The organism is Paenibacillus sp. FSL H7-0357 (genome assembly GCF_000758525.1).
GTDB lineage: Bacteria > Bacillota > Bacilli > Paenibacillales > Paenibacillaceae > Paenibacillus_AQ.
In genome coordinates this window covers 2,544,600-2,565,963 of the sequence record NZ_CP009241.1, presented here as the reverse complement: position 1 = coordinate 2,565,963, position 21,364 = coordinate 2,544,600, and the positions used below count along the sequence as shown (strand labels likewise).

Below are 21,364 nucleotides of genomic sequence, written 5' to 3'. Positions count from 1 at the left end.
TAAATTTCATCCTCTATTAAGATTCTTACACAACACATCACCCGGGCAAGTTTGGTTATATACAAAATTGCCGTTGTAACATCCATACTCTGGAAATATACTTAAGTGGTATCGTGCTGAAAGCTATTACCATGCAGAGCGGCACGAATAGGCGAGTTCTTTTGAAAGCGCTTAGACAGATTAGGTATCCTTGCATGGTGCTAATAATTTCAAGGAGGCATATATGTATGCTGTTTACGCCAGGCATTACCGACTGTTCACCGGCAGAGGTAGGTTATGATACTTCGAGAATCGGGGTTTTGCACAACCACTTCCAGAACCTGATTGATCAAAATAAAATCCAGGCCGCAGCTTACTGCGTCTCAAGGTATGGAAAGACATTTATGCACGGTGCTATGGGACCGCTTTCGTTCCGGGAAGACAGGGCGGAGCCGCTTTTACCAACAACGGTTCATAATATCGCATCCATTACCAAAGCCGTTACCTCAGTAGCAATGGCCAAGCTTGTTGAGGACGGTATTCTCCGGTTTGACCTTCCTGTCAGCGCGTTCCTGGAGCAGTTTAACGTGGACCCTTTTAACAAAATCGATATTTACAGCCTTCTGACCCATACCTCGGGCCTGTTTCCCGACTGTGCGGGCAGCTTAATTCCCTATCATAAATCCTATTGGCAATTAATCGGTGAATATTTCGAAAAGTATAACCCTGAGAATGGGGATCCGGACTGGATCACTGCCGCACTGAGCTGCGGGGTCAATAAAAAAGTCGGCGAGGAATGGCAGTACTCATCATTTGGCTTTTGCCTGCTCGGAGAAATCATCAAAAAAGTGACTGGCGTAACCGCTGAACAGTACATAGAAGAGCAAATCCTGAAGCCTCTTGGCATGAAGGATACTGTTTGGGAACTGACTCCGGAGCTAGCCGGACGCGCCATTATAAGAAACGAGAGACATGAGAAGCGGCTGAACGATCTAATTAACGGTAATCAGCCTGAAGTCTCTCCAGAGGAAAAGCTGTGGGATACAGTCTCCAGCACCGGCGGAGGCCTGGCCTCTACGCCAGCCGACCTCATCCGGTTCGCCAACATGCTTCTAGGCATGGGAACACTGGGCGATACCCGTATCGTCGGCCGCAAAGCGGTTGAGAAGATCACGACCCGCACCCTGTACGGAGTTCCTGATTACTGCTGGGGTGCCGATAACAAGGACCGGAGCTATGGCATTGGACTGGATATGAGGAGAGGCCCCGCCTTCCTCTACTCTCCAACCAGCTATTTTCACGAAGGCGCTGGAGCCTGCTGCATGGCCATCGACCCTACAGAGCAGCTTGCCGCTGTATGGTTTGTGCCTTTTACCAGTGATAATTGGTACGCAGAGGGCCTATTTAATGTAACTAATATCATTTGGTCTGGACTCACCTGATGAATAGCCTGCAACGCAAATGGCTTATTTGCCGGACGGTGGCGGAGGTAACCTACAAAGAATGGAGTGCCTACCGCACTCATTCCATGGTGTCCATTATCGTCGGTCCTGTATATTTTATGGTGCAATATTTTATCTGGACGGCGGTATATGGAGATCATGCTTCGCTCGGCGGTATCGGACTCCCCCAAATGATCCGCTATTTCGGCGCTACTGCGCTTATCGGTTACCTGGTCATGGATTTTGCCGATTGGAACTTATCCATGCTTGTGCGCACCGGTAAATTTCTCACCTTTCATTTGCGCCCGATTCATCACCGTTCTTTCGCTTTGTTTCAGAAGATCGGGCATCGGTCTCTCGGTTTCCTGTTTGAATTTTTACCCTGCCTTTTGATCTTCATTTTTATTTTTGGAGTTGATATGCGGCCGGCAAGCTTTCCATGGATGCTTCTGTCGGTGCTGCTTGCCTTTCTAATGATTTTTTATGTGAACTACATGATCGGCCTGACTTCATTTTGGCTTGTCCAATCAGCTGGAATACGAAGTGCTTTTATGTTGGTGTCGGGTATTTTTTCAGGTGCGCTTATTCCGCTTGATTTTTTTCCGCACTGGCTTCAGGTGATCCAGTTCTTCCTGCCGTTTCAGTACATGGCCTACCTGCCTGCAATGGTTTTTACCGGCCATTACTCACTTGGAGGCGTTGAGCTTTCCATTGAGCAAGCCGTGGGCATACAGGCGGCGGCCTTGTTAGTTACGTTCGGATTAAACGAGCTTGTTCGCCGTCTGGCCATGAAGCAGTTTACTGCTGTCGGCGCGTGAATGCCCCCATGAAAGGACAGTTCTTTACATGAAACGGTATCTGGATATTTACAGGCAGTGCATGTATTCCGCTTTGCAGTCGGCTGTAGCCTATCGTATGAATTTTATTATCAGCAGTCTGATCACCCTGGTCGGCAACATTCTGTTTCCGCTGGTGACCCTGCTTATTTACCGGGCGGGCACCAGCTTTCCCGGTTGGAGCTTGTTTGAGGTGTTGTTGATCCAGTCTGTATTCACCATGTCCAGCGGCCTTTCGAGCCTTATTTTCGGCGGCGTTCTCTGGACCACAATGTCGCATGTCCGTGAGGGAAGCTTCGAGGTTATTCTTATGAAACCGCTGAATCCGCTGTTTTTTATTATTGCCACAACATTTTCTACCGAAAGTGTTGGCCTGTTTCTGGGCGGGGTTTCGCTATTCATATTCTCTGCTATGCATGTCGGCGCCATTCCGGTCCTTTTCTGGCTCCAATTTGCCGGGATGTTTATCGCAGGGACGGCGGTCCTTGCAGGATTATCTCTAATGATGGCCGCTATGTCCTTCAAATGGGTGGGCAACTCGAGAATTTCCGAACTTGCTGACAGTGTGCTGCACATTGGAAAATATCCGCTGCCCATATTTCCGAAGGCTGTACAAGCTTTGGCCACGATGATAATTCCTGTGGGAATGGTAGGCTTCTTCCCTGCTTCCGCTCTTCTAGGACGGGTGCATGCCAGCGATTTCGCTGCTGTTCTGCCCTGCTTTTTATTTCTGGCGGCAGGAGTATGGATTTACCGGCATATGATCAGATTGTACGAGGGGGTAGGCGGATGATGCCGGTTATTGATGTGAAGCATTTGACTAAAACGTATAAAACCTATAAGCGGGGCGCAGGTATGGGCCAGACCTTTAAGAGCTTCTTCCAGCGCGAAGAGGTCGTGGTCAACGCCGTCAACGATATCAGCTTTGCCATTGGGCAGGGGGAAATCTGCGGTATTCTGGGTCCCAATGGGGCGGGAAAATCAACGGCGATCAAAATGCTCTGCGGCGCGCTGTTTCCCACAAGTGGTGAAATTCAAGTTCTTGGTTATTCGCCTGCCCGGGACAGAAAGCGTTATGTCGGCAAAATCGGAGCCGTATTCGGTCAGAAATCTCAATTGATCTGGGATATTCCGCCTATCGACAGCTTCAATATGAACAAAGCAATCTACGGAATCGCCAATCAGGACTTTAAACACCGTCTGGAAGAGCTGACGGGGATGCTGGATATTGCGCATGTGATCGAAAAACCCACACGAGTGCTGTCCCTTGGCGAACGCATGAAATGCGAATTCGTCATGGCTATGCTGCACCGGCCGGAGGTTTTGTTTCTGGATGAGCCGACCATCGGGCTTGATGTGATCGCCAAGGTCAAAATCCGCGAATTCATTCACCAGATGAACAAGAAGCATAATATGACCTGTATTCTGACCACCCATGATCTTGAGGATGTGGAGGAGCTTGCCCACCGGGTCATTGTCATTAACCACGGGGAAAAGGTTTTTGATGAATCGCTTCAGCAGCTGAAGCTTTTTCTGGGGGATAAGAAACGGGTCAGTTTTACTTTTGCGGAGTCCGTGCACAAAACCATCTTCGACAATGCCTACACCAAAGTGGTCGAGCGCCCGTCAGACTTTCAAATTACGCTTGAAGTGGATACGGCACTTATTTCAATCAGCGATTTTATCGAAGAAATCTCCAGGAAGCGCCGGTTCTCCGACATTTCGGTCAAGGAACTGCCGATCCAGCAGGTTGTCATGAATATTTATGAGAATGCGGAAGGTGTGCCCGGCTAGCGGTTTGACTCCTACTGGATCATATTACTGTAAGGCTAGGGCGTGTATGCAAACCCAAACGAGCCATATCATAATCGAAGCCAACGTCAAAAAAGTCATAAAGGTACTGGCCAATTTGTCATAGCGAGTGGCCAATCGATGTTTTACTTTGTTGGAAAAACATTCGATCATGTGGCGTTCTTTGTAGAGATCTTTGTCCCATCTACGTTGTTTCCATCGATTCTTCTTACCCGGAATCACCGAAGTCGCAGCTTGCTTTTGCAAGAGGCGAAGAATCCGGTTTGTATACGCTCGATCGGCGAGTATCTGTTTCTTCGTTAAGTCCATCTGCCCAAGCATCTCGTAGCCGGTTACTGCGTCATGGCACTGACCTCCGGTCAACACAAAGCGCAACGGGTTGCCTAGGGCATCGACAATGGTATGGATTTTGGTCGTTAACCTTCCTCGGGATCGGCCTATGGCTTGTTGAGGCCCATCCCTTTTGCACCTGCCCAATGTTGATGAACACGCACAATTGTTACATCAATCATGATGCTTTCTAGGTCGGGTTCGGTCGAGACATGATCTAAAATTTGGTTCCAGATACCGGCGATTTGCCAGCGCCGAAACCGACTGTAGACAGTGGACCATGAGCCGTAGTGTTCCGGTAAACCTCGCCAAGGTGCACCTCCCACAGCATGGCACTCAGCATCTGACGATGATCTTTCGGGGTTCTCCCTCCTTGTGGTTTTCGTTCCGGCGGAAGTAGGCCTTTGATCTTTTCCCATTGGTCATCACGAATTTCGTTTCGTCTTATCCCATCTATTATTCACCCAATTTTTATAAAATCATAGTTTGCATATACGACCTAGAATCACATTGAATGAATAAACAGACTAAAATTAATGCTATAGCGAAAAACATAAGTTTTACATTCTTGACAACCATTCCCCTTAAATAGCTCATATCTAAGAGGAAAGGTTATAGCTACCTGATTCTTCTTTCTCGAAATTTTCGCAGGTAGTACGAGGGCCGCATGGTCCATAGCGCGATATTGTGTTATCTGATGTATCAGCCCTCTTCGATTTTCTTTCATGTTATTATTTTTATTCACTTAATATCCTCGCCAACAATAATCTTCCAACCGTCATCCTTTTTAATAACAGGTAATGTGATCTCAGTAGAATCCCGATTATTTTGTTTGTATTTAATTATCGCATGATATTCTGTTTTCGTGATTTTAACCAGTTTTTCAAGACTAGTTTCTGAAATGTCATCTTGAATATTTTCATATTCATTTTTCTGATCTTGTTTACTTGGAAATCTTACATCATCAGCATATTTTATCATTTCAGAAATGGTTCCCGATTCAATAGCAGCCAAGTAACTTGTTATATTCTTTTTTATTATTTCTTCTTCATTTGGTTGGTTGGTGCATGCGATAACTATACAATCATAAATAATACTGTTAAAGATTTTAATAAATTCATCGTAAACTCCTCCTAATCATCATAATCACTTCAATTTATTTAACCATATAATAAATAATATGGATATTATCGCAAAACAAACTACCTATGCAAAAATAAAGCTCGAAAAAATAAAAGAACCAAAAATAAAAGGACCAAGAATAAGTAGCGCTAATACACCTCCCCTTTTAGAGTTTAAATTTCTAAAAAGAAGAGAAAGTCTCACAATTATATTTCGGATAAATTATTCATTGTTGCGAAGTGGGATAAAAAGCTCTATCTGGACAAAATGAGGCCGCTGAAAAACTACCATTTTTTCGAAAACACCAAAACATTAGGGGGTCAAATATGATTCCCGAAACGCGAAACTAGCCTTAGAAACGATTTTAGAGGCTCGTTTTTTTGATGATTTTTTTAAAAGAGACTTTTTCAGCGGCCTCGGACAAAATACGTTTAGCTTTCTCTCCTATACTGCTCATTCCAATGATTGTCTCTTGAATAGAGACTCCACTACATAAGTCAGGTGCGCACCTCACGTATTACAAAGCATATTTCCTTTCATTCTAAAAACGATTGAGATATGCGACACTGTTATGTATTGGTTACACACTAGTGGATCCATCCAGATCGTATACCTTTTCTCCATTAATTTCATACAGATTTTACACACACATACTCAGCATAATAAGCACCTACAAGAGAAGATGGCACCCTTACTAATTTGCAAAATGCTATTCGACTTAGTGTTGCTATAGTTGCAATATAATATTTCCGCGGAGTGTCAAGTACTATTGCAGCTTGGGTAACGATACCGTTTATCAATGTAACTATAGCTTAAATACCTAGTCTGCGTGGCTATCAAAAACAAAAAGGCCTAAAGAAATAAAAAACAGTAGAACGAAACTATAATGAATAAGTTCATTCTACTGTTTTTTATTGATTTCGCATTATAAAGAGATAAAATCATTTGAAAGGTAATAGTTCTGTAATTGCCTCACAAGATTACTCGTTCCAGGATCGGCAACCTCAGTTTCCCAGCCTTTGTCAGTGACAAAAACGTATTTCTATCTTCACAAACGGCTCTACATACAAAAAATCCTTTGTTTCACTTATGTCTGCTTGTTTAAAGAAAAGGAGTTTATTAATTCGTTGAAAGTCACTTCTTTTTTAATTAACAATATAGACATATTATAGCATGATTTTCATTTACATTATTTTATATAAAATGTAATAATATAATAGTATTTAAAATTATTGAGAGGGTGAACTTATTAATGAAAAAAATGAGTTTGTTCGGTAAAGTTACAAAGACTCTGATTGTCATTCCACTAATTGTAATTTCTGCTTTTTCAGCTACTACAAATGCATCTCAAATTAGTGATCAGGATCTAGCAAAACAATCAGTAAGTAATTACTTTAATGCCATTCAAGATGGAGATATTTCTGAAGCTGTAAAATGGGTAATTGATACTAGATTTAACTCCCCTGAGGAGCAAGCAACTCAATATCAAGAACTACTAATTACAGATCCTTTTTCAAATCCTACTATTGAGAGCATTAATTCTAATTCAGATGGTTCGTATACTGCAACAATTGAACTAACTCGTAAAGATGATGGAAGTTTGAACGAAATTACTCTACCAATAGTACAGAAAGATGGAAGTTGGAAACTATTAATTGAGGGAACAGAAATAAGAGATAAAAATGTTATAACGACTTATTTAAATGAAAATAAAAGTGAATCTACTATCACGCCAATGGCTTCAGTGAATATTGGAAATTACGAAGACTGGTTAAGCAAATCCGATGAAACGTATAGTAATGGATTTAACATGCATTCATCAAGTATTGGTGTAACTGTATGGCAATATAACCCTGGATCTACGGATCCAGTATATGTTACATATTTAATTGTTATAAAAGGGTATTTAGCCGATTTAGTCCTTGGAGAAACGATTCATGGTCCTGTTTACAGACCAACAACCGGATCGGCCGATTATATAGTAATTAATAACTCAAAAACAGGTAATGCACAAAACGGAGTAAACTTAAAGATTATAAATCCTAGTGCAGCTTCAGGAGTATATGTCAAAGGTTATATATATGAAAACCAGTAATTACTAATAAAAAAGCAGAGAAAGTTATATAAAGCAATTTGTTATAATCCCCTCTTGGTAGACAGTAAAAAAAGGGTTCCTGTAAAATGAACTCATTACTGTTGACCGGAGGCTTTTTTATGTCACCTAAGAAAGGACAAGCCTTTACACGGTATAGCGCGAAGAAAAAAGGCGGTTCGTCTACGATTGGAGGTGAACTGGAGCTATCCCGTGATTATGAGGTCGGAATATAAATCGATACCAAAATCTTAAATTGGGTGCATAAATTCCAGAAGGGAGAGGTTTCGAAGACTACTGAGGAAAATGGAATAAGAAACACTACAGTATAGAAGAAGTAGTAGCCTATTTGAAAAGCGCGCTGGTTGAATACCTAAAAAACTCAATCCTAATTTGCACCAGATGGGAATTTGGATACAAATACTCAGTGCTAATCCATTCAAAGAAATGAGTGGTCAGTATCTGGCGGTTTTACTGTGACGTATCGAAAAGCTTCAACGAACAATCTACTATAAATGGAGAAAACCGGCTTGTTACGGGAAATGCGTCGGCTTGCCTTTGGTTATAAAGGGAATGTGAACGGCTCTGCGCAAAGAAGGGCTTGCAATGAACAATAAAAAGGTAGGGATTAAATCGGTCATCTGAAAGAAGCGTACTTCGCCGGGAGCAAACCTTCCGCGGTCTTTAGAGAAACTTAACGGGTAGCCATTCTCGGCGGAAAAACTGTTACGACAATACTTGTATTGAATCGTATTTTCCTCTCAGTTGAAGACAGAGAAACTGTATTTGGAGAATCCTAAAGAAGCATGGTCTACTACAATCAAGAACATTTCAAAAGCAAACTCGGCGACCTGTCTCCGGTTTAATACCAAAAGCAAGTCGCCGCTTAGATGGCTTTTTTTCTGTCTACTTGACGGGGTTATGACCAATTGTTATTTACTTTTTTATTAATTATTACAGGTTTTCATATATATAACCTTTTACAAATACCCCCTGTGTATAACTGGGATTAATAACCTTTAAGTATACCCCATTTTCTGCTTTACCTGAATTTGCGTTATGAACTACTATATAATCGGCAGATCCGGTTGTTGGTTTATAAGTAGGACCATGAATCGTTTCGCCAAGGACATCGTAACTAATCCACCCATTTTTCACAATTTGGTATGTAACGATTACTTCCTCCGAAAACCCAGGGTCTTGCCATACAGTTACACCAATATTTAATGAATGCATGTCAAATTTATTACTTAACGTAGAACCAGCTCCATTTAGCCATACACCCCCATAATTTCCAATATTCACTGAAGCCATTGGCATGATAGTAGATTCACTTTTATTTCCATTTAAGTAAGTCGTTATAACATTTTTATTTCTTGTTTCTGTTCCTTCAATTAATAGTTTCCAACTTCCATCTTTCTGTACTATTGGTAGAGTAATTTCATTCAAACTTCCATCTTCTTTACGAGTTAGTTCAATTGTTGCAGTAAACGTACCGTCTGAATTAGAATTGATGCTCTCAATAGTACGAACTGAAAAAGGATCTGAAGTTAAAAATTCTTGATATTCAGTTGCTTGTTCTTCAGGGGAACTAAATCTAGTATCAATTACCCATTTTACAGCTTCAGAAATATCTCCATCTTGAATGGCATTAAAGTAATTACTTACTGATTGTTTTGCTAGATCCTGATCACTAATTTGAGATGCATTTGTAGTAGCTGAAAAAGCGGAAATTACAATTAGTGGAATGACAATTAGAGTCTTTGTAACTTTACCAAACAAACTCATTTTTTTCATAAATAAGCTCACCCTCTCAATAATTTTAAATACTATTATATTATTACATTTTCTATAAAATAATGTAAATGAAAATCATCTTATAATATGTCTATATTGTTAAATAAAAAATTCTATTGGCGGAATTACTCTTTTTGGATCTTGAAAGATTGTCAATCTAAGTGTGCAGGAAATTAACAAAGATATATAAGTAGTCTCCCCCCATAGCCCACCATGTAGTATGGATACTACTCCAAATGATCTAGCCAATCGTGCGACATGAAGTATCTAACGACTGTTAGCGTAGTTCTACTAAATCTTACGTTCTCCGTAGTTATTTGGACTGCTTGAAAGCTGGTTCTAGCTAATAGTAGTAGGCATACACGTAAGACGAATTCTACACGAATTGGTTCAACTACAGTTACTGGATATAGCAAGCGGCGGAAAGCAGCGCAATCGTACGTTCCTACTGAGATTGTAACTAGGTAACTGCTGGGTGGCTGACTAATTAGGGAGTTGGGTAAGGGAGTCGAGTGAATCGCTGCGGACCGGGGAGCCTTTATTTCCACCAAAAACACTGTTTTGTCTACCTTCCGGACTCAGATGCAGCTAATTGCTGACCTTCCGCGTAAAACATGCCTGATGGAGGGGAATAAGTGCAGCACGGTCCGCTAGCATTGCTAAATGTGCCAATTAGAGAAAATAAGGGCTGTGGGGTCCGAAGTTCATCAGAAGGAATTCAGGGACTCGATAGCCTATCGCAGAAGCTGGTGTTTGGTGTTTAGCGTTGGATCAGGCGGGTGCGAAGGGTGAACTTCGTAGGTGGTAAATCATATCTGGCCTTCCTTTAGCAAATACTGCACAGCACTTTGGAGTTCTGCCTGCACCTTCTTATATTCTATGGCTTGCCAGGTTTTAAGCAGTGGCACAAAACGGGCATTGCCTGTCCCTTTGATCTTCCCAATCAATAGAAGGATCATTCCGCGATTGCGATCCTTAAGCGTTTCTACATAAGAATAGTCATGCCCGTCCAGCAACGAGCCAAGCTTGAGCAGCAACTCCTCAGCATATGTTTCACGTTCTATAGCCCACCCTTTTTCCGAAAAAACTATCAACGGCAATCTGTCGCTATATTCGATTTCCAGGTATCCTTTGCGTTGTAAATAATAAAGGGGAAAATCCGCTCTCCCAAGATTCCCCATATTCTGCTATGCTAATATAATTACAAAGAACGAAGAAGCAGGAGGCGCAAGTAGAACAATGGATGCATTTCAATATGAGCTTACTTCAGAGACTGCTATCAATCTGAAATATGAATATGGAGGAGAATACTTCACGTTCAGCCTGTACCGGGATGACAGGGGATGGGTTATTCACCCTTTTGATGGTATGCTGCTGGGGAATCAGGCGATGTGCGCTCTTGTCGTACAAGAGTTGTTCAAGCACAAGCCTTTTCAGGTAATGCTGGCGAAAGAAAGTATTCTCTTTTCCGATATACGTTCTACCGTTAACCTCGAGAATGTTAGCACTCCGATTGCCGCACGCAATGAGCGGGAGTCACACGATAGCCCGGCCGATGACATGATGGAATTTGTTGAGCAGCACACGGTTGAAGAGGTCATTGATTACGAGTGTGGGCTTATCGGGAGCCGCATTTCGTTTTATAAGGAAATCCTGCAGCGTATGTTCATGGACAATCTGGGTCCTTCGGATCCGGAGTTCCAAAAGGTACAGGATATTGTACGTATTTACGAACATTCCTTGGAGAAGCTATCCAGTCTGAACGGTCCGAATCTCGACGCCGGAAGACGTGGCAGATTCTAACCTGTTTCAGGTATTGATCCAGCTCTACTAATCTTTTGAAAGGCTGATTCTAATGACATTTGATCTGATTAAGGGACAAAAATGCAATTTAACGAAAGACAAGCCTCTACTTACCCGTATTATAGTAGGAATGGGCTGGAATAATACCAGATCTGAGGTTGAGGTTGATTTTTCTGCTTTTTTACTTACGCCGGCCCAGACTGTCTCTAAAGATGAGGATCTTATTTTTTATGGCAACCCTTCTACTTCGAACCAATCCGTAGCTGTATTGCTGTCCGATAAAAGAGCCTACGAGGGGTTAACCGACAACACCCAAATCGCTGTTGAGCTCCGGCAAATTCCTACGGACTACGAACGGGTTGCATTTGCGCTAACGATTTATGAGGGTGAAAAGCGGCAGCAAAACTTCTCGCTATTGGACGATGCATATTTACGGATTATCAACGCCGCTGATGGAACGGAACTTATCCGCTACAGGCTAGGTAAAGCTTTTTCTGTAGAGACCGCCATTGTCGCCGGAGAAATCTATAGATACAATAATGAATGGAAATTCAGCGCTGTGGGTTCCGGATATGCAGGAGGTTTAGCTGCCTTATGCGAAAGTTATGGAATACAGGTTAATAACATAGTGCCGTCAGTTCTACCCTCTAGCCCAGTAATTCAATCGCAGCAGTCACCCTTTCCTCTTCCAGAGCTGCGGTCACGCCCTAAGGCGGGCAATTTGCCTCCCTCTTCACCAGCCTCACCTCCAGCCCCTCCTCTAGATCTCAATACCATCTTGCTTAAGAAACGCGGGGAGATGATCAATCTCCAGAAAGGGACTGAATCCCTGGGCGAGATACTGATCAATCTCAACTGGTATCAAAAAAAAGCATCGGGCTGGTTCGGAAGTAAAGGCATCGACCTTGACCTTGGTTGTCTGTTTGAATTAAAAAATGGCATTAAAGGCTCTGTCCAAGCACTCGGTGAATCCTTCGGAAGCTTGAACAGACCGCCTTATATCTCCCTAGACGGGGATGACCGCACCGGATCCATTGCCACGGGCGAGAATCTGCGGATTAATGGCCATTATCTTTCCGAAATCAGCAGAATTGTTATCTTTGCTTTCATCTATGAGGGAATCACGAACTGGTCGGAGGCTGACGCTGTTGTAACCATCAAGCAGCAGAGCGGACCGGAGATCGAGGTCCGGCTGGATGAGCATAACAACAATAAGGGTATGTGTGCCATCGCCATGATTCGTAATCAGAATGATGATACATTCAGCGTGGAGAGACTCGTAGAATATTTCGGCGGGCACCAGGAATTGGATCAGCATTTTAACTGGAATCTAAGATGGGAAGCCGGTAGCAAATAGCGCTCTCCCCAGATGCAAGAGTAAGAGACTTTTTCCAGAAACGCACCCATTTAACTTAATGGATAATAGCCAGTTCTGTATTTTGTTCATATGAGACAACTTGCTTGTCTGTTCCTCTTGCGTAAATCATTCCTTCCGTTTATCGGAAGGAATGAACGTTAACGGAAGACTATGAATGGAGTCTATCACGAACATACGAGTACTACTTGTTGATGCTTTACTCGTCTATTCCCTTCAATGAAGATCAACTCCTTTTTCGCTAAAAGCTGTACAGTCCTTTATCTTCCGCTTTCCGTATCCAAACCTGCATGTATCCTGATTCCCTGTTGTCCCAGGCATAATAAGGGATGAATTGACAAGGTCTACCTTCCCCATCCTTGCCTTTCAGAACGGTAACGCCGCCGAGCAGTTCCGGTTGATGATCCACCAGCAACGTCTCATGGGCAGGAAATGAATACTCATCATAGGAAAGCCAGGAATTATCCAACTGCTCCAGGCAATACACGATAGGACCTCGCTGAATGGCAATCCGGCCTTGATTCTCCAGCACCTCCGGCCTCGCCTGAATAATTTCTACTGGCATATCCAGTTCAAGTTCAATCGTATCGTTCTGTGACCAAGCTCGATGAATAGCGATATAACCCTGCTCAGTCAATGCCTCGACTCCCGGCAAGGATTTACCTCCAACCTTAACCTTATAACCCCTGCACCAGCCAGGTATCCGCAAATAAATGCTGAAAAAATCACTTTTATCCGCTTCCACCGCAAGCTCAATTTTACCGTTCCAAGGATATTGAGTGGTTTGCTTGAGCTTAACGCCCAGCCCGCTCTCCATTACGATCTCCGCTTCACCATTCATATATTGATTGACTGCAATACCCTGACCGGTCTGAGCATATGAATATTGACCAATGGACGGGAGGAACCGTGCCAAATTAGTCGGACAGCATGAGGTGTCAAACCAAGGCACCCGGTGGTGATCACCCTTCGAAGCCAGTGGATTAACATAGAAAAACTTGTCTCCGGTCAACGATATTCCTGCCAAAGCGCCATTGTACATTTCCCGCTCCACCACATCCGCATATTTGGCATCTCCAAACAACAGATTCATGCGGTGGTTCCAGAAAACCATGGCGATAGCAGCACAAGTCTCACAATAAGCGGATTCATTCGGCAAATCATAATCATGTGTAAATCCTTCATTATGGCGAGATGGACCGATCCCCCCAGTCACATACATATTGCGCTCTACCGTATGTGACCATACCCTATGCAGGGCATCAACAAAATCAGGATCCCCCGACACGTGAACCACGTCCGCCATAGCGGTATATAAATACATCGCCCGAACAGCATGACCAGTCACCCGCCGGGTGTCTCTGACCGGAACATCGTCTTGGCAATACGCAGGTCCCCACTCCTTGGTGTCCCATATTTCCCCAACTCCATGTCCATGTCCACGTTCCTCAAGCAACCATAAGGAGAGCTTCCAATATCGTTGTTCCTGGGTAACACGGTAGAGCTTCACAAGAGCAAGCTCAATTTCCTCATGGCCTTCCACCCAATGGCGTTTACCTGGACCAAACAGATCGTCATAATGATCCGCCAATTTGCAAGCGACATCAAGAAGCTTACGCTTGCCGGTTGCCTCAAAATAAGCAACCGCTGCCTCGATTAAATGCCCTCCATTGTACATCTCATGCTTCTCCATATCCGTCCATTTGGACTCGGGTGCTTCAAGCGTATAATAAGTGCTCAAATAACCGTCCGATTCCTGGGCTGAGGCTATAAGGTCAATAATCCGGTCCGCTTGCGCTTCCAGCTCCGGGTCCAGCTCCGACATAAGCGAATAGGCAATGCCTTCGATGACCTTATAGACATCGGAATCATTGAAATAAATGCCTTCAAAAGTCCCTTCTATTAATCCTCCTGCTTTGGCAAAATTCGATATACGCCCTGTCTCCTCACATTTCGTGAGGCAGGCAGGCAGCGTAACCTTTTTCAACACCTCCAGACGCGGACGCCAGAAAACATCCTCAATGATTACATTCGTGAACGGTACACCCTGCCAATTACTTAGCTGTGTTTTAATTTTTGTCATTATGAGGTATCCTCACTTTCCTGTCATTACCCCTTCAGCCCTGATAATGTAATCCCCTCAAGGAAATATCGTTGTCCGATTAGAAATACGATTACACAAGGTAAGACAACTGCTGCTGAAGCCGCCATAAGCAAATCCCACTGCGCAGTGTACGAACCTTGAAACATTTGCAGCCCAAGCGCCAAGGTAAAGAGACGATCACTTTTTAAATAAATCAGGGGGCCCATGAAATCATTCCAGGAAGCCAGGAAGCTGAACAGTGCAACTACGATAACCGCCGAACGGCTTAGTGGAAGTATAATTCTCATGTATATTTGTAAATAGGTAGCTCCATCCACGAATGCCGCTTCATCAAAGTCCCGTGGAATCGTCAAGTAAAACTGGCGCAATAAAAAAATGTTGAAAATTCCCCCACCGAAATAAGCAGGCACGATTAATGGATAATACGTATCGTAGAAACCAAACATTTTCCAGCCTAGAAAGCTTGGAATGATTGTTACGGCAGCAGGCAGCATCATACTGGTCATTAGAATAGCGAATACTGTGTCCCTGCCCTTCCACACGATCCGTGAAAATCCGAATGCTGCAATGCTGCTCGTTAAGACTGTACCTACAAGAACACTAGCTACAATAATAAGCGTGTTGGTGAAAAAAGTATCGAACGGCAGCACAGTAAGGGCTTTATGGAAATTCTCCCAGTGAAACGGCCTCGGAATCCATTCCGGCGGCATCGTAAATATTTGCGATAAATCCATGAGCGAGCTGCGGATTAACCAGACGAACGGTACGATAAACAAAAGGGAGATGACTATAAGCGCTGCATAACCAGATCCAAGGGAAAGCTTTGATTGTCTCAAGTACGCTCTCCTCCTTCGTAATGCACCCATGATTTCGAGGTTTTGAATACAATAAACGTAAAGAACATGATGACGATGAACAGGATCCAGGCCAGAGCGGAGGCATACCCCATTTCGGTATCTCTAAAGCCTGTACGCCAGAGGTAAAATACATAGAACAAGCTTTGGTTATTCGGTCCACCTTCAGTTAAAATATAAGCTTCATTAAACACCTGGAAGGATCCGATAATGGTCATGATGGTATTAAAAAATATCGTCGGTGTAACCATTGGAATCGTAATATGGCGCAGCTTGCTGTACCAGCCTCCACCATCCACATCAATCGCTTCGTAATACTGTTTGGAAATACCTGATAGGCCTGCCAGAAAAATAATCACCGTACTTCCAATCCCCCATAATGTTGTAAGTACAACAGACGGGATAACACTATTCTCCGCATATAACCAGTTACTGGTTGGTAAATGAAGCCAACTGAGCACGGAATTGATCAGTCCCAGGTCGGGATTCAGCAGCCACATCCAGATCATCGCCGATGCCACAGCTGGCACAATACTCGGAAGATAGATAATCGTCCGAAATATGGCTCTGCCTCGAACGTTCATATTCAGCAGCATGGCAATACAGAAAGAAAGAATAATAACGGCTGGCACCCGAAGAATAACGAAATAGAAAGTAACCCCTAACGATTTGAAGAACAGCTCATCTTCACCTGAGAACATTCTCGAATAATTCTGAAAGCCAATAAAGGAAGTTTGCTCCTTAAATACGTTATAGTCCGTCAAACTAAGCACCAGACTTGCAATCATGGGACCAAGTGTAAAAATAATAAACCCGAGTATAGCCGGAGACGTAAATAATAGTCCGTAAAACAGTCCCTTTCGCATAGCTGCCTCCAATCTTCTATAATCAGAACGCCGTCCCTTCGATTATTGTGCGATATCCCGGCGCCCTTGAACTTGTTCTTGTGCTTTCGGCGCTATGGAATCCATAGCTTCTTGCGCGGTCTGTTGACCAAGCCATACTTTATCCAAGGCCGGATTCACGATATCCATTATTTTATTGAAATTTTTCACATAACCCGTTGGTGTCTGATGACTTTTCGTCAAAAGCACATCTATAATAGCTTCTTTATAAGCAGAAGGTCTTGCATCCAGGTTCTCCGTCCATTTAGCCAACAATGCCGGGTCCGTATACCAATTCTTGTAGGATGGCATCCATGTGCCTGACGTGATCATATCAATAGAAGACTCTGGATCAAGCAATGCCTTCAATAACTCCCAAGACTCCTGCGGATGTTTAGTGGACTTAAAGATAGAGAACATTCCAGCAACAATTGTAGTTCCCGGCTCTTTCAAGACGGGCAATACCCCTACATTAAAGTTGAACTTCGATTGCGCCAAGGCGGCGCTTGCCCATTGCCCGTCTATTGCCATCGCTACCTTTTTGGTTTGAAGCGCTACATTCGTCGCCGGTATGTTTTTGGCTTGCACAGGTGATGGCGAAACATGGTGTACATTCATTAAATCAGACACCTTCTGCAACGCCTCGACAGCTTCCGGCTGATTAAGCGCAAACGTCTTCCCATCCTCCGAGATAAAATCTCCGCCGTTGGAGTATATAAAATTGCTGTAGACTCCCCACCAAGTGGAAGCATTAACGCCATATTGCTTTATATTTTTCGGATCAAAATCAGCATCCTTTGCCGTTCTGCCCTTCGAATCAACAGTCAGTTGTTTAGCAACATCTACAAATTCATCCCATGTCCATGCTTCCGAGGCTTTAGCAGGCGGAGGTGAAATCCCCGCTTCCTTAAAGATATCTTCGTTATAAAAAAGACCAAAGGATTCCGGACCTGGTCCTATACCAATCACATTACCAGGCTCAAGAGAATACATAATATTGGGCACCAGTTTGTCTATGCTGATATCCGGGTCTGAGTCCATAAATTCCTGAAGGTTATAGAATTTACCCTGTTCTGCTAATGGAAAGGCAATGGTACCAGACTCCATCATGGCAATATCAGGCACATCATTCCCCGCTACCATTGTTGTCAGCTTCGTATCATAATCTGTCGCAATATGCTGAAGATCAACTTTGACATTTGGAAATTTCGCTTCAAACTTCTTAATCGCTACCTTGTAAGCAGCTACTTCATCGGGTGAACCCCATTCCGAAATGCGCAGCGTAACGGGATCTTTTGATGCGGCATCGCTGGATGCTCCATCACCGGATGCTGAGGGTGACGTGTTATTTTTGCTGACGGTACCGGATTTCGAGCAGGCAGATAAAATGGTAACCAGCATCAACAACAGTGCCATCAGCACAAATAGCGATTTTTTTTGTCGTGTCATATCTTGAACCCCTCTCAATTTCACTTGGTTCATAGCTGCAGTCTATGATGCTTAAATTATAAGGTCTGTAATAGCGCTTACATAACCCGAACCTTTTTGGATTGGTGGATTATTATTAGGTATTCAGTGGTAAAGTGATCACTATTATGGTACCTCTCCCCGGCAAGGAGTTAATGGCCACACCATAGCTGTCGCCATAAGTCATTTGAATACGTGCAATGGTATTCTTAATGCCTATCGAAGTGGATTCCTTGTATAAAATCTCATCGATAGTGTCATTACTCATGCCTCTACCATTATCTTCAATGACATAATAGCGTTTTCCGCTGTCGATCCAGCCACGGATGCTGATCACCCCACCTGCTTCTATCTGATCGAAGCCATGCATGATAGCGTTTTCAACAAAGGGTTGAAATAGAAGTCTGGGCATTTTGTACTCGTAAAGCTTCGGTTCAATCTCATAATGTACAGTGAACTTGTCCTCGAAACGAACGGACATAATATAGAAGTAGTTGTTCATCCACTTGATTTCCTCCGACAAATGAACAGCTCTCCAGTCTTTCCGTGAAGTATAATGCAGCATATTGGATAAATTGACCAGCATTTTGCTTAATTCCTTCTGATTGTTTTCAATAGCCGTCCAGTTCATTACGTTGAGCGTATTATACAGAAAGTGAGGATTCATTTGCATACTCAGCGCTAGAATCTCGGCTTCCTGTTCTTTTAATTTAATTTCATAATTTTCTATAACCAATAGCCGAATCCGGTCATTCATCTTATTAAAGCGCTGAAGAAGTATGCCAAACTCATCATTTGTTCCAACATCAACTTGCTTTTGAAAATCCCCTCCACCTACGGATCTCATGGCAGCCAGCAGCTTCTTAATGGGCTTGGTAATCCTGCCTGCGATAAAAAAAGCACAAATGAGCGCCACAAGCCCCATAATAGCGGCGAGGAGGATAATAGATGTCTCGATGCTTTGCAACAAACTGCCAACCAGTGAGGACTCCGGCATCCATACAATGGATATCCATCCCGTGACTTCCGAACGATCGAAGCAGACGATTACGGCTTTGCCCTCCAGTGTCATACTTCGCGCACCGCTGCTTTCCTGCTGCAGTTCCTCTACCCATGAGTCCGAGAAGGTTTGTGTGATTTTCCCTGGTTCACTGCTTGCAACGACTTTTTGATCCTCATCCAGCACCAGAAAATCCGAGCCTTCGGGGATACTTTCGTCATATAGAGATTTCAAAGCTTCCGCTTTAAAGCTTATTGCTAAAATGGGTCGTTCCACCTGAGCATCCATCTTCTCGAGTGTCGTATTGTTCAGCAGAGAGAAATCAAGCAGTCTGGTCGCAGAAAATAAATGGCGGAAATCCAGATTGCCGGACTCTAAGTAGGGCTGATTAAACATATCAACAAAATCATATGTAGGGTACCATACCAATTTCCCGCCTGCCTGCTGTGCCTTGCGGTATATATCCGATTGTGTAGGATCTCCTTGCGGCAGCAACTGGCCGAAAGTAAAATAGGAAGTCCACAACTGGTAAGCATACACATCCTCATTGTTGGAAAAATATTTACTTAGTACGGCGGTTAACTGACGGTCTGCTTCAAACAGCTCTACTTCGTTCTGGGGATCCATTTGGTTAAAAATTTTGAATAAATCCTTATCTATGAACATTGCTTGGCTATTCTGATCAATGATCTGCAGCTTAGTGTCCATAATCTCATTATTTTTTCTGACAATCTCATATACATTTTTCTGCGCTTGCTCCGTCACGACCTGCAGGCTGGTTCGATAGAAAAGAGACCCCAAAATGAGGAGTGGAATTCCGATTAGAAAGATATAGCTGACAAACAATCGGGATCGAAATGTCATCTTCATTCCTCATTTCTCCTCTGTAGAAGTGAAGTGTGTTTAAACGCTTCGGGTGAGATTCCATTGTATTTCTTAAACACCCTGCAGAAATATTTGGTATCCTGATAACCACACTCTGCGGAGATTTCATATATTCTGAGCTTGTTCGCGGACAGCAGCAATTTAGCCCGCCTCATTCTGGCTTCCGCCACATGATCGGAGAATGTTTTTCCCGTACGGTTTTTAATCAATGTACTAAAATAGGAAGTATTAAAAGAAAAGTGTGCGGCTGCTCGTTCAAGAGACAAATCTTCCTTCAGATTTTCCTGAATCCAACTCAAGCAGCTCGTAACGATAATTTCGTTTTTATCCAGCCGTACCTGTTGTAATGCATAATGAACCTTCTGTAAAGTAACCTCTACAAGCGCAATCAATTCTGTATAAGATCCACAAGCTTGAATTTCTATAATCATCGTTTTTGTTAGAAAATCCCCAAGCTGGCGGTCAACGATATTTCCCATCCTGCTTTTAACCTTCATAAGCAGTAGCGAGGCATTTTCTTTTAAAATAATCGGCTCCGTATGCCCATCATCTGATAGCGCTCTGAGTGCTCCAATGCACATTTCTATAGCTATGTCCGCATCATTTCCCTGCAGAGCTTCAAAGAGTTTCTCCGTGTCAAGTATCATTAGATACTGAGACAGACGCAGCTCATCCTGAAACAGAATCCCTTTCCAGCAGTCATGAAAGTTAAACTTATTTACGCTTTGGGCTGCCCTGTAAGCTTGCGGTGCTTGTTCCAATAATGATTTACATTCCAGCCCTATTCCGTGGGTAAGCTGACCCGTATTCTCCCATTCTGAGGATAGAGCGGAAGCGATGGCACGAATCTCATTTCTTTTCTCCGGGGTAAGGATGGCTTTACGGATAATTGTGACGGCTTGGAATCCACCCTCCAGAAGTACATTCAAAGGAATCGTAACAGCTTCCCCCATTGCCATCCATCCTTGCTCCAGGCTTCGCAGGAAGTTGGCGCTTTCAATATTGTCATGGCGGCCCGGGCGGATTCTGAGCTCTGAGAAAATAACCACGCCGCCACCCTGCAACCAATCATACGTATCCAGTTCATCCCGCTCGAGAGTCGTTAAGCTACCGTTTAGCCAGGTTAAATATAAGCGGTTTCTATAAGCTGAGGAAGTATGGTGAAGGCGTAACTTCAACGCCTCTGCTTCCAGGTTCAACATCGATTCTGTGAGCAGCTCCTGCTCTATACGCCGCAATACATCTTCTACCTTCTCTGCCTCTACAGGTTTTAATAGATAGTCATATGCACCAAGGCGAACGGCATTCTGGGCATACTCAAACAGATTATAAGCTGACACCATCACAACCTTCGTTTGAAGTTCTTCTTCTTTGAGCTGCTGCAAAAATGTAAGCCCGTCCATATTGGGCATACGGATATCCGTCAGCACAACATCCGGACGCTCCAATCTGACAAGTTCTAACGCGCTGGGCCCGTCTTTTGCAACCAGGACTCGAACGTTAGGACGCAGATTGTTGATTAAATTCGCCATTCCTCGAAGGTGTCTGGGTTCATCATCAGCCACCACTATTTTCATCCCAT

General features: G+C 43.5%; 17 protein-coding genes and 2 pseudogenes. 8 read left to right on the top strand and 11 right to left on the bottom strand.

Features of this window, described 5'->3' with window-relative positions:
* Positions 1-227 precede the first annotated feature (227 nt).
* From H70357_RS11020 to H70357_RS11005, 4 genes are read left to right on the top strand one after another with little or no spacing between them, the layout of a single operon-like run.
* Positions 228-1,421, top strand: coding sequence for a serine hydrolase domain-containing protein (locus tag H70357_RS11020; protein ID WP_038589048.1), 1,194 nt, complete (start codon positions 228-230; stop codon positions 1,419-1,421).
* Entirely contained in the window at positions 1,421-2,239 is an 819-nt protein-coding gene (locus H70357_RS11015) for an ABC transporter permease (protein WP_038589044.1), read from the top strand. Before H70357_RS11020 ends, H70357_RS11015 begins: the two co-directional genes overlap by 1 nt.
* Before the next feature lie 28 nt (positions 2,240-2,267).
* Positions 2,268-3,050, top strand: a complete 783-nt coding sequence (locus H70357_RS11010; RefSeq protein ID WP_038589041.1) for an ABC transporter permease — start codon at positions 2,268-2,270, stop codon at positions 3,048-3,050.
* On the top strand, positions 3,047-4,051 hold the full coding sequence (locus H70357_RS11005; RefSeq protein WP_038589038.1) for an ABC transporter ATP-binding protein: 1,005 nt from the start codon (positions 3,047-3,049) through the stop codon (positions 4,049-4,051). Before H70357_RS11010 ends, H70357_RS11005 begins: the two co-directional genes overlap by 4 nt.
* A gap of 24 nt (positions 4,052-4,075) precedes the next feature.
* Here H70357_RS11005 and H70357_RS37115 read toward each other — a convergent pair whose 3' ends face one another.
* From H70357_RS37115 to H70357_RS10995, 3 genes and pseudogenes are all read right to left on the bottom strand, one after another.
* Positions 4,076-4,546, bottom strand: coding sequence for an IS5 family transposase (locus H70357_RS37115; protein WP_197073680.1), 471 nt, complete (start codon positions 4,544-4,546; stop codon positions 4,076-4,078).
* A pseudogene (locus tag H70357_RS37110) lies at positions 4,507-4,832 on the bottom strand (transposase). Before H70357_RS37110 ends, H70357_RS37115 begins: the two are co-directional and overlap by 40 nt.
* 308 nt (positions 4,833-5,140) lie before the next feature.
* The gene (locus H70357_RS10995; RefSeq protein ID WP_156130852.1) at positions 5,141-5,413 is read right to left on the bottom strand and encodes a hypothetical protein; all 273 of its coding nucleotides are present in this window, start codon (positions 5,411-5,413) and stop codon (positions 5,141-5,143) included.
* Positions 5,414-6,773: 1,360 nt separating this feature from the next.
* Here H70357_RS10995 and H70357_RS10990 point away from each other — a divergent pair.
* Both H70357_RS10990 and H70357_RS37105 read left to right on the top strand, forming a co-directional pair.
* On the top strand, positions 6,774-7,616 hold the full coding sequence (locus H70357_RS10990) for a hypothetical protein (protein WP_038589032.1): 843 nt from the start codon (positions 6,774-6,776) through the stop codon (positions 7,614-7,616).
* Between the two features lie 697 nt (positions 7,617-8,313).
* A pseudogene (locus tag H70357_RS37105) lies at positions 8,314-8,479 on the top strand (IS3-like element ISBth8 family transposase); the annotation flags it as partial.
* 88 nt (positions 8,480-8,567) lie between these two features.
* On the opposite strand, the gene H70357_RS10985 reads toward H70357_RS37105, so the two are convergent.
* Positions 8,568-9,410, bottom strand: a complete 843-nt coding sequence (locus tag H70357_RS10985; RefSeq protein ID WP_038589029.1) for a hypothetical protein — start codon at positions 9,408-9,410, stop codon at positions 8,568-8,570.
* An 809-nt stretch (positions 9,411-10,219) separates the two neighbouring features.
* On the bottom strand, positions 10,220-10,591 hold the full coding sequence (locus H70357_RS10980; RefSeq protein WP_052091970.1) for an RQC-minor-1 family DNA-binding protein: 372 nt from the start codon (positions 10,589-10,591) through the stop codon (positions 10,220-10,222).
* Positions 10,592-10,649: 58 nt separating this feature from the next.
* Here H70357_RS10980 and H70357_RS10975 point away from each other — a divergent pair, with 58 nt between their 5' ends.
* Both H70357_RS10975 and H70357_RS10970 read left to right on the top strand, forming a co-directional pair.
* Positions 10,650-11,213, top strand: coding sequence for a hypothetical protein (locus H70357_RS10975; protein WP_038589026.1), 564 nt, complete (start codon positions 10,650-10,652; stop codon positions 11,211-11,213).
* Between the two features lie 52 nt (positions 11,214-11,265).
* On the top strand, positions 11,266-12,570 hold the full coding sequence (locus tag H70357_RS10970; protein WP_038589023.1) for a TerD family protein: 1,305 nt from the start codon (positions 11,266-11,268) through the stop codon (positions 12,568-12,570).
* 259 nt (positions 12,571-12,829) lie between these two features.
* On the opposite strand, the gene H70357_RS10965 is transcribed toward H70357_RS10970, so the two are convergent.
* From H70357_RS10965 to H70357_RS10940, 6 genes are all read right to left on the bottom strand, one after another.
* Positions 12,830-14,671 carry a glycoside hydrolase family 127 protein gene (locus H70357_RS10965; RefSeq protein ID WP_038589020.1) on the bottom strand — a complete coding sequence of 614 codons (1,842 nt, stop codon included), beginning with the start codon at positions 14,669-14,671 and terminating at the stop codon, positions 12,830-12,832.
* Positions 14,672-14,697: 26 nt separating this feature from the next.
* Entirely contained in the window at positions 14,698-15,528 is an 831-nt protein-coding gene (locus tag H70357_RS10960) for a carbohydrate ABC transporter permease (protein WP_231578406.1), read from the bottom strand.
* The gene (locus tag H70357_RS10955) at positions 15,525-16,412 is read right to left on the bottom strand and encodes a carbohydrate ABC transporter permease (protein WP_038589015.1); all 888 of its coding nucleotides are present in this window, start codon (positions 16,410-16,412) and stop codon (positions 15,525-15,527) included. Before H70357_RS10955 ends, H70357_RS10960 begins: the two co-directional genes overlap by 4 nt.
* Before the next feature lie 42 nt (positions 16,413-16,454).
* The gene (locus H70357_RS10950; RefSeq protein WP_038589013.1) at positions 16,455-17,879 is read right to left on the bottom strand and encodes an ABC transporter substrate-binding protein; all 1,425 of its coding nucleotides are present in this window, start codon (positions 17,877-17,879) and stop codon (positions 16,455-16,457) included.
* Positions 17,880-17,994: 115 nt separating this feature from the next.
* The gene (locus H70357_RS10945) at positions 17,995-19,767 is read right to left on the bottom strand and encodes a cache domain-containing sensor histidine kinase (protein WP_052091969.1); all 1,773 of its coding nucleotides are present in this window, start codon (positions 19,765-19,767) and stop codon (positions 17,995-17,997) included.
* Positions 19,764-21,359 (bottom strand): response regulator transcription factor, encoded by a 1,596-nt coding sequence (locus tag H70357_RS10940; RefSeq protein WP_038589010.1) that lies wholly within the window; start codon positions 21,357-21,359, stop codon positions 19,764-19,766. Before H70357_RS10940 ends, H70357_RS10945 begins: the two co-directional genes overlap by 4 nt.
* Positions 21,360-21,364 lie beyond the last annotated feature (5 nt).

Bases quoted from the DNA above. Each gene is read 5' to 3' on its own strand.
- H70357_RS10950 (WP_038589013.1), bottom strand. From the start codon at position 17,879: ATGACACGACAAAAAAAATCGCTATTTGTGCTGATGGCACTGTTGTTG.
- H70357_RS10975 (WP_038589026.1), top strand. From the start codon at position 10,650: ATGGATGCATTTCAATATGAGCTTACTTCAGAGACTGCTATCAATCTG.
- H70357_RS10970 (WP_038589023.1), top strand. From the start codon at position 11,266: ATGACATTTGATCTGATTAAGGGACAAAAATGCAATTTAACGAAAGAC.
- H70357_RS11020 (WP_038589048.1), top strand. From the start codon at position 228: ATGCTGTTTACGCCAGGCATTACCGACTGTTCACCGGCAGAGGTAGGT.
- H70357_RS10955 (WP_038589015.1), bottom strand. From the start codon at position 16,412: ATGCGAAAGGGACTGTTTTACGGACTATTATTTACGTCTCCGGCTATA.
- H70357_RS10940 (WP_038589010.1), bottom strand. From the start codon at position 21,359: ATGAAAATAGTGGTGGCTGATGATGAACCCAGACACCTTCGAGGAATG.
- H70357_RS11005 (WP_038589038.1), top strand. From the start codon at position 3,047: ATGATGCCGGTTATTGATGTGAAGCATTTGACTAAAACGTATAAAACC.
- H70357_RS11010 (WP_038589041.1), top strand. From the start codon at position 2,268: ATGAAACGGTATCTGGATATTTACAGGCAGTGCATGTATTCCGCTTTG.
- H70357_RS10945 (WP_052091969.1), bottom strand. From the start codon at position 19,767: ATGAAGATGACATTTCGATCCCGATTGTTTGTCAGCTATATCTTTCTA.
- H70357_RS10985 (WP_038589029.1), bottom strand. From the start codon at position 9,410: ATGAAAAAAATGAGTTTGTTTGGTAAAGTTACAAAGACTCTAATTGTC.
- H70357_RS10990 (WP_038589032.1), top strand. From the start codon at position 6,774: ATGAAAAAAATGAGTTTGTTCGGTAAAGTTACAAAGACTCTGATTGTC.
- H70357_RS11015 (WP_038589044.1), top strand. From the start codon at position 1,421: ATGAATAGCCTGCAACGCAAATGGCTTATTTGCCGGACGGTGGCGGAG.
- H70357_RS10980 (WP_052091970.1), bottom strand. From the start codon at position 10,591: ATGGGGAATCTTGGGAGAGCGGATTTTCCCCTTTATTATTTACAACGC.
- H70357_RS10965 (WP_038589020.1), bottom strand. From the start codon at position 14,671: ATGACAAAAATTAAAACACAGCTAAGTAATTGGCAGGGTGTACCGTTC.